We start from the raw sequence: 14,939 nt of genomic DNA, 5'->3' as shown, positions 1-14,939 counted from the left end.
CGAAAATCCGCGGTATGCCTCTTCAGCGCACTCCCATCCAGGAAGCGTGGCTGACCCTGGACATCGTGGCATCGCGACTGGACCGCACCGCCTACCGCCGAACCCACATGCCGTGGGCCGAAATGAACCTCCTGGCAACGAAGGTGCGCGAAGCCCGCGAGACCTTCATGGAAGCACTGACCGGCGACTGCAAGCCTCCTACTTAGCGGGGCGGCAACGGCCTACACTGACCGTGCCCGATCCGGTCCCCTTCCAGATTGGGCTCTCGCATGCTCGTGCCCGCCCTTCCTGGTGGGGTTCTCTCATGTCCAAGCACTGCGCCACGCCCGCGTAGCTTCCGCGCTGATGGCGCTGATCTGGCGAAGGGCGACAACTACCGGCTCGAGGGCCGCGACCTCGGCCGTGTTCCCGCCGGCAAAACCAACGACTGACCCATCCAATATGGTTGCGCCACAGCATGTTATGCTCCGATAGCCATGACAATCGATCATGACGACTCGACCGACCCAACGCGCGCCGAACTTTCCGATTTTGTGACGCGCTGGGCTCAGCTGTTCAACGACGGCGATCTGGCCGCGCTGGACCAACTCTACGAACCCGGCGCAATCTCCGTGCCGACTGCGGGACAACCAATGCAGGGGCTCGCCCGCTCCGCGGCCACCGCCCACCTTCGCAGTTACGGGCTGCCGCTCCAGGTCGATCTCCGACACTGCTACGCCGTCGGCGATATCGCCCTGCTCATCCTCGACTGGTCCATGACCGGAACGACCGCGCAAGGCTACCCGCTAGACCTGCACGGATCGGCAACCGACATCGTCCGCCGCAACGAGCAAAACCGATGGCGATACGTCATCGACAATCCCTTCGGCACCGCCTAATACTGCAACACTGCACTCGCGTGGCTCGTCGCCCCCGCCCGGTCGCGAGCGCTCACAGTGCGCGGCTAGTTCTCTCGGGCGATGCCTGCGGGTGTGCGGTTTCGCGGCGTTGTGGTGGGTTCTGGGCGATTCTTTCTCCGCGTGGGGTGTGGGGGCGGATAATAATCGCGTCGGATCTACTGGGTGGGCAGGAGGTCAGATATGGCTTCATCGCAGGTACGGACGGGCGCGCGGATTACCGTGCGGGATGAGGGGCTGCTCCGGGAATTATTGACCAGGCCATTGGATTTCGGTTGTATGCCGGGACCGTCGCGGACGGAGTCGGGGGGGTTTCTGGTCATGGCGATCGGAGACGAGGCCGAGTTGCGGGCGCTGGCGGGCGACGGGGTCGAGGTCGTCGTGGACGCGGTCGGCGAAGTGGCGGCCGAGGTCGGTGTCGGTGATCGGTTTGACGGGGGGCGCGTCGTGCCGCGCGGGTTCGGGGTGAAGGCTCCCGCGTCCGGGGACGGCGGGGCGGGCCGATGAGCTACCTGAACATCGAGGAGGTCGAGTCGGCGCTGGTCGGGCTGTCCACGGCGTATCCGGAGATCACCGAGTTGATCGAACTCCCGTACCGAACCTACGAGGGCCGGGTCACGCACGCGCTGCGCATTGGGCCGGACTCGGTTCACGACGGCGTGTTATTCACCGCGTGCGCGCACGCGCGGGAATGGGGTGGTGCGGAGATATGTGTCTACCTCGCGGCGGATCTGCTCGAGGCGTATACGACACGGACCGGGCTGACCTACGGGGGTACCAGCTTCTCGCCGACCACCGTTCGAATGATCGTCGCGAACCTGAGTGTATTCGTCCTGCCATGTGTCAACCCGGACGGGCGCAAATACGACCAGGAGAACGACGCGCTGTGGCGGAAGAATCGCAATCCGGCCGACAGCGGGGGAAACCCGAAGCGGATCGGGGTCGATCTGAATCGAAACCAGCGGTGGCTGTGGGACTTTCGGCGGGCATTCGCGCCAGCAGCGCTGAACAGCGGGACGTTGGCGTCCGACGATCCGGGCAACGACCTCTACCACGGTTCCGCACCCGGGTCGGAGCCGGAGGGCCACAACATCCGGTGGATGCTGGACACCTACCGATTCATCGGCCACTACATCGATATTCACAGCTACACTGGAGACCTGCTGTATCCCTGGGGCGATGACCGAGACCAATCCGACGACCCGGGAATGAATTTCACCAATCCAGCCTATGACGGCCAGCGTGGTGTGGGCGTCTACGGCGAGTACATTCCGCAGGCCGACCTCACCGAGTTTCAGGGTCTCGCGGCCCGGGTGGTCGGCGCGATGAACGGTGTGCGCGGGCAGCAGTACGTCGCGAAGCAGTCGGCGTACTTGTGGGGCGGGAGCGGGAACTCGGTGAGTTACCCGACCTCCGGCGCTGTCGACGACTACGCCTACGGCAGGCATTTCGTCAGCCGCGTCGACCGCAAGGTACTGGCGTTTACGCTGGAATTCGGCTTCATCCAGGACGATGCGCGCCTGTCGTTCCATCCGCTCTGGCCGCAGATGCAGCAGATCGTGACCGATGTGGATGCCGGGCTGGTCGAATTCTGCGCGGCGGTCGCGCGACGGATACCACCCTGGATCATTGCGTGGCGGCGGCTGTTCCCGTGGGAGATCTACGGCCCGCTCGCCAAGATCGTTGCGCCCCTCGTGGAAGGGGTCGTCGGCATCGTCGTATCCGGGGTGAGGTCCGCGCGCGGGTAGAAGGTGCCGGTGACGGACGTGCTCTGTGGCCGGGTGCGGGAGACGCGGTCCGCAGATGCCCGGCTCGGAAAGAGCCGGACGCCTGCGGGTTTCGGGTTTGGATCAGTTGTGCGGGGCGAAGGCGATGCCGCGCAGCGCTTCCCGCTTCCGGTCCGCAGTGGTGCGGACGGTGGTGAACGACTCGCCCTTCGGCGAGGTCGCGGACAGGGTGTCGGTCACCGCGACGAGGCGGTTCGAGTCGGCGCCCCGGGCCCGCACCCGGGCGACGGCTCCAACCGGCCCAACTCGATCGCCATCGGTGTCGCCGAGAAATCCCAGAACACCCAGTCCGGCTTGGTGGCACGCCGCCGGGACCGGGCGGCCAGGGCGGATCGCCGCCGTGCACCGATTAAGCAAACAACTCGGCCCCGACCCGTACTCGACGAGCGAGGGCCGATAATGCGAAAGCTATTGCGCGGCTCCGCTTTCGCCGCTGATCTGCCGCGCCAGCGCCCAGATGATGAGCACATCGAGCGCGATTATTATCACCGACCAGACCGGGTACATCGGCGCGAACAGGAAGTTGTCCACGAGGCTGATCGAGGCCATTACGATACCCGCCAGATAACCCCAGGTCTGTCCGGTGACAATGCCGATGCCCGCGATAATGATCAGCACCGCGATCACCAGGTGGACCCAGCCCCAGACCGAGACATTCACCTGGAAGACCTGATCCTCGGTCAAGACGAAGAAGTCGCGCTTGGCGATGGCGGCTATGGCGGCGAGCAGATGCAACACACCGTTGATCAGGATCAATACGCCCGCGAAGATCGTCATGTCATTGAGCGCGGGTCCGGTCTTGGTCGGGGCGGGACTGGTCATAACACACCTTCCTTGGCGAAACGCGTGGTAATCGACGGCCACAACGTAACCCTCGCCGCGCCCGAAATGCGGCAGCGCGGCGGCGGGTCACTTGCTGAGACTGACCTGCGGCTCACGTTCCGCCGCCGGACGCGGCCGGGCCAGCGCACTCGGCCACCAGATCCGGTCGCCGATATCCAGCGTCAGGGCGGTGACCAGGATCGAACGCACGATCACGGTATCCAGCAGTACGCCGACCGCGATGACAATGCCCAATTCGGCGAAGGCGACGAACGGCATGGTCGCGAATACCGCGAATGTGCCCGCCAGGACAAGCCCGGCCGAGGTGATCACGCCGCCCGTCGCGGCCAGACCGATGAGCGCGCCGGCCTTCGTGCGATGTTTGATCGCCTCCTCGTGCACCCGCGACATCAGGAAGATGTTGTAGTCGATGCCGAGTGCGACCAGGAAGACGAAGGTCAGCAGCGGCAGTCCGGCGTCGGCCCCCTGGAAACCAGCCAGATCGAAGATCCAACGGCTCAGTCCGAGCGCGGCGAAATAGGACAGCACCACCGTCGCCGTGAGCAGCAGCGGCGCGGCCACCGCGCGCAGCAGCACCATCAGGATCACCATCACAATGGCGAGCACCACCGGCACAATGACCCGATTGTCATGTGCCACAGCGCGTTTGATGTCCAGCACGACGGCTGTCTGCCCGCCGACCCTGGCCGATGGATCCACCACGTGCACTGCCGCGCGCACTCGGTCGATGGTGGCCTCGGCGGCCCGACTGTCCGGCGGATCCGTCAGCATGCCCTCCATATAGGCCTGATCACCCTTGACGACCGGTCGCGACGGCGCGGTAATTCCGGATGTCGATTTCACGGCGGTGGCGACCGCATCGACGCGAGCGGATGCGGCGACGACCATTACCGGCTGACCGGTGCCCGCCTCGAAATGCCTTTCCAGCACCTCGGTTCCGGTGACCGCGGCCGATGAGCCGACGAAGGCGTCCTTATTCGCGATGCCCTCGGCCTCCAGTCCGCCGGCACCGAGCGCGAGTGCGCCGAGCGCCAGCGCGGTGCCGATCCAGACGGTGCGCGGTCGCCGGGCGATAGCGAAGCCGACGCGCGCCCACATGCCGGAATCGGTCTCGTTGACAGTGCCGAAATTCGGATGCCGCGGCCAGAAGATCCACCGTCCGACGATCACCAGCAACGCGGGCAGCAGCGTCAACATCGCCAGCAGCGCCACCGCAATGCCGATGGCGCAGACCGGCCCGGTGCCCTTGGTGGAGTTCAATTCCGCTACCAGCAGCGCCAACATCGAAACGATTACCGTGGAACCGCTGGCCAGCACCGCCGGTCCGGCACGATGCAACGCGACCGCCATCGCCTCGTGTTTATCGGCATGGCGGCGCAGTTCCTCGCGATAGCGCGCAACCAGCAGCAGCGCGTAGTCGGTGCCCGCACCGAAGACCAGGACCGTGAGAACGGCCTGGCTCTGCGCGTTGACGGTCAGCCCCACCTTGGTCGCCCCGAATACCGCGGCCTGCGATATCACCAGCGCGAAAGCGACGGCGACCAGCGGCAACACCCACAGCATCGGGCCATATGTGATCAGCAGAATGACGATGACGACCGCGGCGGCCGAGTAGAGCAGCAGACCGTCGATGCTCTGGAACACCTTGCCGAATTCGGCCGCGTACCCGGCCGGTCCGGTGGCATAGAAGGATAATCCGTCGGGTCGGTCCCCGGCCGCGTCATTGATCGCATCGACCACATTCGTCAGGCGGTTCCAGCCCTCGGATCCCATCGAGATCGGCACCAGAATCTGGAGCGCCTGACCGTCGCCGGACTGGATCGGGCCGAGCACCTTATCGGACACCACGTGTTCGACCTGCCGGAACCGATTGGCGTCGGCGCCGACCGCGAGTCGATCGGCGGCGGTGATCCCGTCGCGGCGCTCGTACACCAGCACCACCGGAACCTGATCGCTATTGCCGAATTTCTCGGCCAGCTTGAATGCCTGGGTGGATTCGGCACTGTCCGGCAGCCAGGTGACATTGTCGTTCTGCTGTGCGCCGGTGAGTTTTCCGGCGAAGGCGCCCAGTGCCAGCAAGGCGATGATCCAGACACCGAGCACGACCCATTTGCTGCGGCGACCACTCGGCACACGCGAGAGTCGGCCGAGCAGATCGGACATTTCCGGATCGGTCGGTGCGGACATCGGGCCCTCTCGGTCGCTGCCACAGTCCGACCGATGCTACTGCCGGGCTCCGACATCCGCGAGTGAAAATGTGACGCTGCCCCCACTTCGGTGCCGCCGACCGGGCCCGGCGCACCATCGGTTGTCGCCCGGCAATCGCAGCAATCTCGGCACCGACACCGGAACCACGCACCGGGCCCGCGACCGATCGGTCCGCAAACTGCGGGCGACCGCAATGACAGCGTCGGCATCGATGCGCGGATTTCGCGATGCGTGCCGCACAATGGGTGCCGCATGCGGTGGTCACCGGCGCACCTGCGCCATCACGAAAGACACCGCTGCGACACAAGGTGTTGTGCTGCACGGACTTGTCACCCCCAAGGAGTAGTGTCCAGGGTGTAGCAATTCCGCGGCAGCAGTGTGCTCGGGAAGGGTGTGGAAGCAGGATGAAACTGATCGATCGGGTGTCGGCCATCAATTGGAATCGGGTGCCCGACGAGAAAGATGCCGAGGTCTGGGATCGCCTGACCGGCAACTTCTGGCTGCCCGAGAAGGTCCCGGTGTCCAACGACATCCCGTCGTGGAACACCCTCACCGCCGACGAGAAGCAGTTGACCATGCGGGTCTTCACCGGCCTGACACTGCTGGACACGATCCAGGGCACGGTCGGCGCGGTGAGCCTGATCCCGGACGCCGTGACACCGCACGAGGAGGCGGTGCTCACCAATATCGCGTTCATGGAGTCGGTACACGCCAAGAGCTACAGCTCGATCTTCTCCACCCTGTGCTCCACCCGCGAGATCGACGACGCGTTCCGCTGGTCGGAGGAGAACCGAAACCTGCAGCGCAAGGCCGAGATCGTGCTGGAGTACTACCGCGGCGACGATCCGCTCAAGCGCAAGGTGGCCTCCACACTGCTGGAGAGCTTCCTGTTCTACTCCGGCTTCTACCTGCCGATGTACTGGTCCTCGCGGGCCAAGCTCACCAATACCGCCGACCTGATCCGTTTGATCATCCGTGACGAGGCGGTGCACGGCTACTACATCGGCTACAAGTACCAGAAGGGTCTGGAACTGCTCGGGCAGGCCGAACGCGACGACCTCAAGAACTACACCTTCGAGCTGCTGTTCGAGCTCTACGACAACGAGGTCGAATACACCCAGGATCTCTACGACGAGGTCGGCCTCACCGAGGATGTCAAGAAGTTCCTGCGCTACAACGCCAACAAGGCGCTGATGAACCTCGGCTACGAGGGCCTGTTCCCCAAGGACGAAACCGACGTCAATCCGGCCATCCTCTCGGCACTGTCCCCCAATGCCGACGAGAACCACGACTTCTTCTCCGGCTCCGGCTCCAGCTACGTCATCGGCAAGGCCGTCAATACCGAAGACGAAGACTGGGAGTTCTGACACCTCCACGCCCACAAGGAAATCCGGCTCGGTCCGCGACCGAGCCGGATTTCTGGTCTTCGCCTCAGATGCCGAGAACCAGTTTGGCGGTGGTGAAGTAGATGATGAGGCCGGTGGCGTCGACCAGGGTGGTGACCATCGGGGCCGAGACGACCGCCGGATCGATGCGCAATCGCCTGGCGAGCAATGGCATGGTGCCGCCGATGGTCGCGGCCCAGCCGCAGATGATGATCAGGGTGACGCCGACAACCAAGGCGGTCCCGGGGTCGACGAACAGCGCGCCGATGGCGACGCCCGCGGTGGCCAGCATGGTGCCGAGGACCAGGCCGACGCGGCATTCGCGCCAGATTACTTTGAACAGGTCGGAGCCGCGCACCTCGCCGACGGCGAGTGCACGCACACAGGCGGTCGCAGCCTGGGCACCCGCGTTCCCGCCCGCGCCGATGAGCAGCGGAATGAACAACGCCAGGTGCGTCGCCTGCTGCAGGGTGCCCTCGAAGAAATCGGTGACGCTGACCGTCAGCGTGGCCGCGAACAGCAACAGCAGCAACCACAGCGCGCGGTAGCGGGCCAGCTGGAATACCTTGGCGGCCATGTAGTGGCCCTCCCACGGCGCGGAACCCGCCTGCTTGGCGACGTCCTCACTGTCGGCGGCCTCAATGACCTCGACGGCGTCATCGATGGTGAGCAGGCCGACCAGCCGGTCCTCGCTGTCGACCACCGGCAGGTTGATGACATTGGTTTCGCGCATCAACCGCGCCGCCTTCTCGGCGGAATCGGTCGCGCGCACGAATGTCGGTTCGGTGACGACCAGATCCGACACCATGGTGTCGGAACGGCTCAATACCAGCTCACGCAATTCGACAATGCCGGTCACGCGGCGACCGGCGTCGACGACGGGCAGCGTGTACACCGTTTCAGCATTGATGCCCTTGATCCGCACCGTCTGCAATGCGTCCGGCACGCTCAGATTGCGCGGCAGCGCAACGACTTCCGGCGTCATATACACCCCGACCGAACCCTCCGGATAACCGAGCAATGCGGCGGTCATCCGGCGTTCGCGCGCGCTCAGTCCGGCCAGCACCTTCTTGGCGACCTTGGCCGGCGCCTCGCGAAGCATCCTGGCACGGTCGTCGGGATCCATGGCCTCGACCAGATCGCGGAAGCTCTGATCGCGCAGACCCTCCAGAATCTGTTGCTGGTCAACCGGTTCGAGCTCTTCGAAGACCGCGAGCGCGAGATCCTTATCGAGCAGACGGAACGCAACGCCCGCTTGGACAGCGTCCATGCGTGCGAGTTCGTCCGCTATGACATGCGGCTGCTGGTTGTCGAGCCAGTCGAGCGCGGCGTCGACACGATGGGTATCCACGATGTCCTGCAGGGATGCGGACAGCGTCGGACGTGCTTCGATGAGATCGGTCTGCAACATGGGAGGTCCTCGGCACAGGGCGAGTAAGCGAGTGAATCAAACGAAGTCACACCGCGGGCACCAACCCCGGGACCGACTACAGGACGGTTTACGAAGGGGCGGCGCCGCGCGGCCTTCGACTGGGAGGTTCGCTGCGCATCGTAACCCCACCTCCTCAACGCCGCCGCAGGACTGTCACACTGCGGATTTCTCGAATGCACCGCCCGGATCGGGTAGAGCGCACAGCTACCGGTCGAAGGATACATGCGGCGACGCCGGTGTTCACACTCGAGTCAGATAAAGATCAGCGATATCTCGCTCGACTATGAGCCGATCCACATCCCGGCCCGCACCCGCCGCGCCAGCGGTTTCCCCATCGGTAGGTGATTCAACGCAGGCCGAGCCGAACTCTGCGCCGATCACGGGAGGCCCGCGAGGATCGTTGCGGATAGGGTTCGGTGAAAACACATGAAGGAGAGATCTGTGCGCTTCGGCATCTTCATTCCACAGGGGTGGCGGCTGGATTTGGTCGATATCGACCCGGCGGCGCAGTGGGGGGTGATGCGCGATCTCGCCCAGCGGGCGGATGCCGGAGATACCTGGGAGTCGCTATGGGTGTACGACCACTTCCACACCGTGCCGGTCCCGACCGAGGAGGCGACGCATGAGGCATGGACGCTGATGTCGGCGTTCGCCGCCTCCACATCGCGAATTCGGTTGGGACAGATGTGTACCGCGATCAGTTACCGCAACCCGGCGTATCTGGCCAAGGTCGCCGCGACCATCGATCTGATCTCCGGCGGCCGGGTCGAGATGGGCATCGGCGGCGGCTGGTACGAACACGAGTGGCGCGCTTACGGTTACGGATTCCCGTCGGCAGGTGAGCGGCTCGGGCGGCTCGACGAGGGCGTGCAGATCTTCCGACAGGCCTGGACCGCGGGCAAGGCTACGCTGGACGGTAAGTACTACCAGGTCAGCGAGGCGATCGTACGGCCGCTCCCCTTGCAGGAGGGCGGTATTCCGATCTGGGTCGCGGGCGGTGGCGAGAAGAAGACGCTGCGAATCGCAGCAAAATACGCCCAGTACACCAACTTCAGCGGCGCACCCGAGGAATTCACCCATAAATCCGAAATCCTGCGCGCGCACTGTGCCGATATCGGCACCGATTTCGATGCCATCGTGCGCTCCTCGAACTTCAATGCCGTCATCGGATCCACCGAAGCCGAAGTCGAGCAACGCCTTTCGGCCCTGCAGGCCCGTTTGGCCACCGTAATCAGCGAAGACCAGGCCAAATCCTTCATCGACGGCATGCTCCGCACCTCCCCGGCCGTCGGCACCCCGGAACAGATCATCGAGCGACTGTCCGCGGTCGGCCACCTCGGCCTCGCCTACGCCATCTTCAACTTCCCCGAATCCGCTTACGAAACCAGCGGAATCGACCTTTTCGAGCGCGAAATAGCCCCCGCCCTGCGCTGACACCATCGCTGAAGCGGCGGTCACCCAACGGCGTCCGCCGCTTTCAGCACCATACTGCTGGCACAATGTTCGTCGAATACGACTCGCCTCTGGCGATTGATCGATCAAACACTGGTTCGCAGGCGTCTGCACCTCCGTGGTAACTCCCCGCCAGTTCTTCGGCTGAGCCGCTTCTTGAAAAATAGGCAAGGTGCGAGCGCACTCAGTCTTCGGGCGGAATGTGACAGATCTGCACCAACTCCGGTGCGCGGGAACGTGACACAAACACACCTCGGCCCGGTGGCAATGGCGACGCTCGCACATCAGCGATCAGCTTGCCCTCCTCGCGTGACCCGCTCATTACCAATCCTTCGGTACCGATATCGCGCAAGCTGCTGATCACCGGATCGTAGTAAGCGCGTCCGGCGCCACCGGTGCGCCTGGCCAGGATCAGATGGAATCCGAGTTCTCTTGCGAACGGGAGATGTTCGACCAGCGGTAGCAGCGGATTGCCCGTACTGGTGGACACAAGGTCGTAGTCGTCGACAATGACGAAAATCTCGGGTCCACTCCACCAATTGCGCTCACGCAGTTGCTGCGCCGTGACGTCCGGCCCGGGGGCGCGGCGAGAGAGGTGCTCGGCAAGGTCGGTAATCAACTGTGACACAGTCTGCGAGCTGGCCGAGTAACCCGCAAGGTACCCCTCCTCGACTGCACCGAGCATCGTCCGCCGAAAATCGATCAGCACAATCTTGGCTTGCTGTGGCGTGACGTTCTCGGCCAACCCCGCGACGATATTCCGGAGCAGCGTCGTCTTACCCGATTCGGCATCGGCGAAAGCCACAAAGTGTGGCTGGCTATGAAAATCCAGTACCAACGGCTCGAGATCGGATTCCCGTACACCCACAACGACGCGATTCCAACTCGGTTCGATTCCCAGTGCCTCGGCGGCCCCGAGAACTTCGGTGCGCGCGATGTGGCCCGGAAGCATGCGAATCTCCGGCGCATGGCGATCGGGATATTCCTGATTCAGCTGCCGCACCGCGGCTTGGACACCAGCGGGTAATGTGTCGACATCGCTATTCGAGTCCAGCCGCGGCAGCGCCATCATGATGTGCAGGACCCCATTCGGTCGGAGAATCAGTCCACGACCCGGCAGTCCGGGCACGAGGGCCGCGGCCTGCCTGCTGAGCTCGGAATCATTCGGATCGTCGATCCGCAGTTCCACTCGCAGTCCGGATCGCTCCCGGATCGCGGGCCGAAGATGCTGCCATCCGGTTACCGAGATAATCACATGGATACCGAACTGGCTGCCCTGCACAGCAAGGGCATACAGGTCGCTGTCCAGCGATTCGAACTGCCGCAACAATTCTCGCCAGCCGTCGACGACGAGGAATACCTGGCCGAACCGATCCGCACGCCAGGGATCCGCATCACGGCGTGTGTCGGACCGAACAAGGGCCGCCAACCGCCAACTAGGGGTTCCCGGCGCCGGTCCGTTGATCTCCATTTCGAACTGCACCGAACGCTGACGCAGCAATGCCGTCAACTCGGCCACGGTGCGCCGCACTCGATCCGGATCCGACCTGTCCGCGACCGAGCCCACATGCGGCATGCCGGCGAAGTCCGCCAACAATCCACCACCGAAGTCGAGTATGTAGAACTGAACCGCCTCCGGTGGACACGTCGCCGCGATCGACAGAACCATGGTCGCCAACGCGCTGGACTTGCCGGACTTTCGGCCGCCCACCACTGTGATATTTCCTCGACCACCCGTCGTCGGCATCATCGTCAGCACATCTTGACGCTGGTAGTAAGGATCGTCGATGACGCCGATCGGTGCCTGCGACCACTCCGATGAGCTCAGCGGTGATATCAGCATGTCGATCGTCCTCGACACGGTCAACGGTGGCAACCACACCGGATGCGCAGGTAGTGCACCCGCCTGTAGTTGCGCCACCAATGCCTCGAGCAGGGTCCGCTGGACCGCCGCTCCGGCATCGTTTCCAGATGCACTCCGCTCGGGTCGCGAGACGTAAGCGGATCGGAAGCGAACCAACTCGGTGTGCTCATATCTCAGATAGCCGTGCCCAGGTGTGCTCGGCAGGTGATATGCATCCGGCACGCCGAGTACCGCACGCGATTCATTGGCTGAAAACGTCTTCAACGCGATCCGATAGGCCAGATACGCCTCGAGCCCACCGATCCGGTTTCCGTCCAATCGTTGCGTCGCCAGCAACAGATGCAACCCCAACGATCGACCGAGTCGTCCGATCATGGCCAACGCGTCCGCGAATGCCGGTCGCCGGGAAAGGAGTTCGATGAACTCATCCACGATAATGAGCAATGCAGGCAGGGGATCGAGTTGAACGCCCGCGGCACGCGCTGACTCGTAATCGTCGATGTTCGCGAAGTTTCCCGTCGACCGCAGCAACTCCATTCGCCGGTTGGCCTCCCCCGCGATCGACTGGGCAAGTCGATCGACCAGCGGAAGATCGGCCTCCAGATCGGGGACGATCGCCGAAACATGCGGCAGCCCGGCAAATCCGTCGAATGCGACACCACCCTTGCCAGAGACCAACAGGAAGTTGAGCGCATCGGGCGGGTGGTTCAGCGCCAGACCCGCGACAATATTCCGTAGGAACGTCGATTTGCCCGATCCCGTGGCACCGACCACCAGGCCGTGTGGCCCCATACCCGCCTCTGCGGCTTGCTTCAGATCCAGCTCAACGGTTTCACCCGTAGGTGTTACACCGATCGCAACTCGCAGCCGCTCGAGCCCCTTCCTCCGCCGCCATGCGACATCGAGATCGACCCGGTCGTTCGCATCCAGCCCGAACAGTTCGGCGAAATCGACCTCACCTTCGAATGGCGAACGCCGCACCTGCGGACCTCGCGCCGCGGACGATGCTCCGACTACCCGGCTCACCAATTCGCCCGCGCCATCGGTCATCTCCACAATGCTCATCGAATCCGATTGCAACGCACGCAGATCCGGCATGGCGACGCGAAAAGGCCGCTGCCCGTATAGCGCCCACCCCGGCCCCTGCGGCAGACGTGCCGCGCGCTCCGGATTGAGCCGCGACTCCAGCGGTCGGTGCAGCCGCAGTTCGATATGCGCGGGCAGCAGATCGGCCAGCCAGTCCGGTATTTCGGTCCAGTCGCGAGCCGTCGCGACCACATGCACGCCGTACTCCGGGCCCGCGCTCGCCACTTGTCTGATCCTGCTGTCGAGTTCGGCGATGTGCTCCCGGAAGTCACCCCACCGGTCGATCAGCAGGAAGACATCGGCGACCGGCCCGTCGGTCAGCAAGGGCCGAGCGGCCCGCAAGCTGGCGGGCGAGTCGATATTGTTGTCGCGGTAGAGCTTCTTGCGCGTGCGGATCTCGGTGGTGATCTTCTCCAGTAGCATCAGCACCTGCTCGGGTTCGTCATCGCTTGCCACATCGGCGAAATGCGGCAGTGCGCTCATCGAACCCAAGCGGTTACTGGACTCGAGCACATAGATCTGCACTTCGTCCGGGGTATGGGTGAGCGCGAGTGATCCGGCGAGCGTACGCAGCAGTGTGCTCTTCCCGGCTCCGGCGCGACCGATGACGAGCAGGTTCCCATCAGTCCCCGCCAGATCCAGCCAGACCGTCTCCCCCTCGGCCCCCTCCGCTCGCCGCTCCTGACCAATCGGCACCTTCAGTCTTCCAGTCCCCCACCAGTTCTCGGCGCGAAGACCCACCACCGGATCGTTTTCGAGGCGACCGAGCAGTTCACCGAGTTGGACTCGATCGCCTGCTTCGAGGACGCTGGAATACTTCCGTCGGACCCGGGCGATGTACACCTCGTCCTTGAATACCCCGTAGTGATTCGGGGTCTGCCTGCTCGTGCGGCTGCGCACATCGGCGCTGACATAGGTCCACAGATCGTGCGCGCCGATAAGTCCGCTGCCGCTATCGGCGAGGCCCGTACCGATGCCCTTCACCAACGCCGAGGTGAAGACCGACAGCGGCGCGGACTGATCCGCACTCGCCCGTCCGTCCTCGGCGGTCTCGATCGCGCTGGACGCGGTCAGCACGCAAATACCGTCTCCCGCGGAGAGTTCACGGCCGATATCGTCGATATTCGGCGCGGACTTGACCACATCCGGGCCGAGGAACGCGCCGCTGTAACAGCAGTCGAGCAGAATGATCTTCGCCGCCGCGGCCGATTCCCTGATCAACTCCCGGATGAAGGTCGAGGACACCGCCGTACTGCTGATCAGCTGTGGGTCGGTGTTGCTGGTCGCCAGATACAGGTTCTGCCTGGTTCGCAGGCCGTGCCCGGAGAAGTAGAAGAGGATGACATCCTCCGGCTCGGCCCCGCGGAACAACCGCTCGATGCTGCGTTCTATCTCGGCCTTGGACTCGTTGATCAATAGCTCGGTCGGCCGGAAACCACCGATCTCCGGATCGCGCAGCAACTCTCGTAACTGATCGGCATCGGTGACCGGCGCATAGAGCCGAGGCAGGCCCGCGAAGTGGTAGGTGTCGTTGGCGACGAACAGCGCCAACCGACGCCCAGTCGGACTACTCATCGTCGAGTAGATCGCGCAGCTGATCGACGATCTTGTCGACCTGACCGTCGCTCGGCCTGGCGATGGTGACCTCCCGATCGCCATTTCGCACCGTGACAGAACGAGCCCTGGTGCGGTCGAGGAATCTGATCACGATGTCCCGTATCGCCCACGCCATGGTGCCGATCGCACCGCCGGAGGCCACCAGCTGGCCGACGTGCTCCAGCGCCCCGGATTTCATCCCATCGCCCGCGGCCGCCGTCGCATGTCGCACCACGAGACCTTTGATCTCGCGCAGATCGGCCTGTAGCTCATCGGTCAGTTCGTCGAGCCACTCGGCATCTCGTCGACCGCCGGAATTGATCACCAGCAAAACATCGGCCATGGTCGGTCGCCCCTCCTGTCGACTCACCCGCACGGTGGTCCGATAAC

At 64.1% G+C, this 14,939-nt stretch carries 12 protein-coding genes; 6 read left to right on the top strand and 6 right to left on the bottom strand.

Annotation, left to right across the window (positions count from 1 at the left end; all coding sequences use genetic code 11):
- Positions 1-14: 14 nt before the first annotated feature.
- From AB0L63_RS31980 to AB0L63_RS31965, 4 genes are all read left to right on the top strand, one after another.
- On the top strand, positions 15-206 hold the full coding sequence (locus AB0L63_RS31980; protein ID WP_364508656.1) for a hypothetical protein: 192 nt from the start codon (positions 15-17) through the stop codon (positions 204-206).
- A 270-nt stretch (positions 207-476) separates the two neighbouring features.
- On the top strand, positions 477-878 hold the full coding sequence (locus AB0L63_RS31975; protein ID WP_364508654.1) for a nuclear transport factor 2 family protein: 402 nt from the start codon (positions 477-479) through the stop codon (positions 876-878).
- Positions 879-1,079: 201 nt separating this feature from the next.
- Positions 1,080-1,403 (top strand): hypothetical protein, encoded by a 324-nt coding sequence (locus AB0L63_RS31970; protein ID WP_364508651.1) that lies wholly within the window; start codon positions 1,080-1,082, stop codon positions 1,401-1,403.
- A complete protein-coding gene (locus AB0L63_RS31965) occupies positions 1,400-2,644 on the top strand; it encodes a M14 family metallopeptidase (RefSeq protein WP_364508649.1) in 1,245 nt (414 codons plus the stop codon). Before AB0L63_RS31970 ends, AB0L63_RS31965 begins: the two co-directional genes overlap by 4 nt.
- Positions 2,645-2,746: 102 nt before the next feature.
- On the opposite strand, the gene AB0L63_RS31960 is transcribed toward AB0L63_RS31965, so the two are convergent.
- The 3 genes from AB0L63_RS31960 to AB0L63_RS31950 all read right to left on the bottom strand — a co-directional run bounded on the left by AB0L63_RS31960 (position 2,747) and on the right by AB0L63_RS31950 (position 5,713).
- A complete protein-coding gene (locus tag AB0L63_RS31960; RefSeq protein WP_364508646.1) occupies positions 2,747-2,902 on the bottom strand; it encodes a hypothetical protein in 156 nt (51 codons plus the stop codon).
- A gap of 189 nt (positions 2,903-3,091) precedes the next feature.
- Complete coding sequence (locus tag AB0L63_RS31955; protein WP_364508644.1) at positions 3,092-3,505, bottom strand: hypothetical protein; 414 nt, start codon at positions 3,503-3,505, stop codon at positions 3,092-3,094.
- An 87-nt stretch (positions 3,506-3,592) separates the two neighbouring features.
- Positions 3,593-5,713 carry an MMPL family transporter gene (locus AB0L63_RS31950; protein ID WP_364508641.1) on the bottom strand — a complete coding sequence of 707 codons (2,121 nt, stop codon included), beginning with the start codon at positions 5,711-5,713 and terminating at the stop codon, positions 3,593-3,595.
- Between the two features lie 425 nt (positions 5,714-6,138).
- Here AB0L63_RS31950 and nrdF point away from each other — a divergent pair, with 425 nt between their 5' ends.
- Complete coding sequence (nrdF, locus tag AB0L63_RS31945) at positions 6,139-7,101, top strand: class 1b ribonucleoside-diphosphate reductase subunit beta (RefSeq protein WP_364508639.1); 963 nt, start codon at positions 6,139-6,141, stop codon at positions 7,099-7,101.
- Between the two features lie 64 nt (positions 7,102-7,165).
- Here nrdF and mgtE read toward each other — a convergent pair whose 3' ends face one another.
- Complete coding sequence (gene mgtE, locus AB0L63_RS31940) at positions 7,166-8,530, bottom strand: magnesium transporter (RefSeq protein WP_364508636.1); 1,365 nt, start codon at positions 8,528-8,530, stop codon at positions 7,166-7,168.
- A 462-nt stretch (positions 8,531-8,992) separates the two neighbouring features.
- Between mgtE and AB0L63_RS31935 the strand changes: the two genes are divergently transcribed.
- Complete coding sequence (locus tag AB0L63_RS31935; RefSeq protein ID WP_364508673.1) at positions 8,993-9,985, top strand: LLM class F420-dependent oxidoreductase; 993 nt, start codon at positions 8,993-8,995, stop codon at positions 9,983-9,985.
- A gap of 202 nt (positions 9,986-10,187) precedes the next feature.
- Here AB0L63_RS31935 and eccCb read toward each other — a convergent pair whose 3' ends face one another.
- Both eccCb and AB0L63_RS31925 read right to left on the bottom strand, forming a co-directional pair.
- On the bottom strand, positions 10,188-14,528 hold the full coding sequence (gene eccCb / locus AB0L63_RS31930) for a type VII secretion protein EccCb (protein ID WP_364508633.1): 4,341 nt from the start codon (positions 14,526-14,528) through the stop codon (positions 10,188-10,190).
- On the bottom strand, positions 14,521-14,892 hold the full coding sequence (locus AB0L63_RS31925) for a hypothetical protein (protein WP_364508630.1): 372 nt from the start codon (positions 14,890-14,892) through the stop codon (positions 14,521-14,523). Before AB0L63_RS31925 ends, eccCb begins: the two co-directional genes overlap by 8 nt.
- Between the last annotated feature and the right edge of the window lie 47 nt (positions 14,893-14,939).

This window comes from Nocardia sp. NPDC051990 (assembly GCF_040680755.1).
Lineage (GTDB): Bacteria > Actinomycetota > Actinomycetes > Mycobacteriales > Mycobacteriaceae > Nocardia.
The sequence above is the reverse complement of the archived record's forward strand: the minus strand, read 5'-3'. Positions and strand labels throughout refer to the sequence as shown.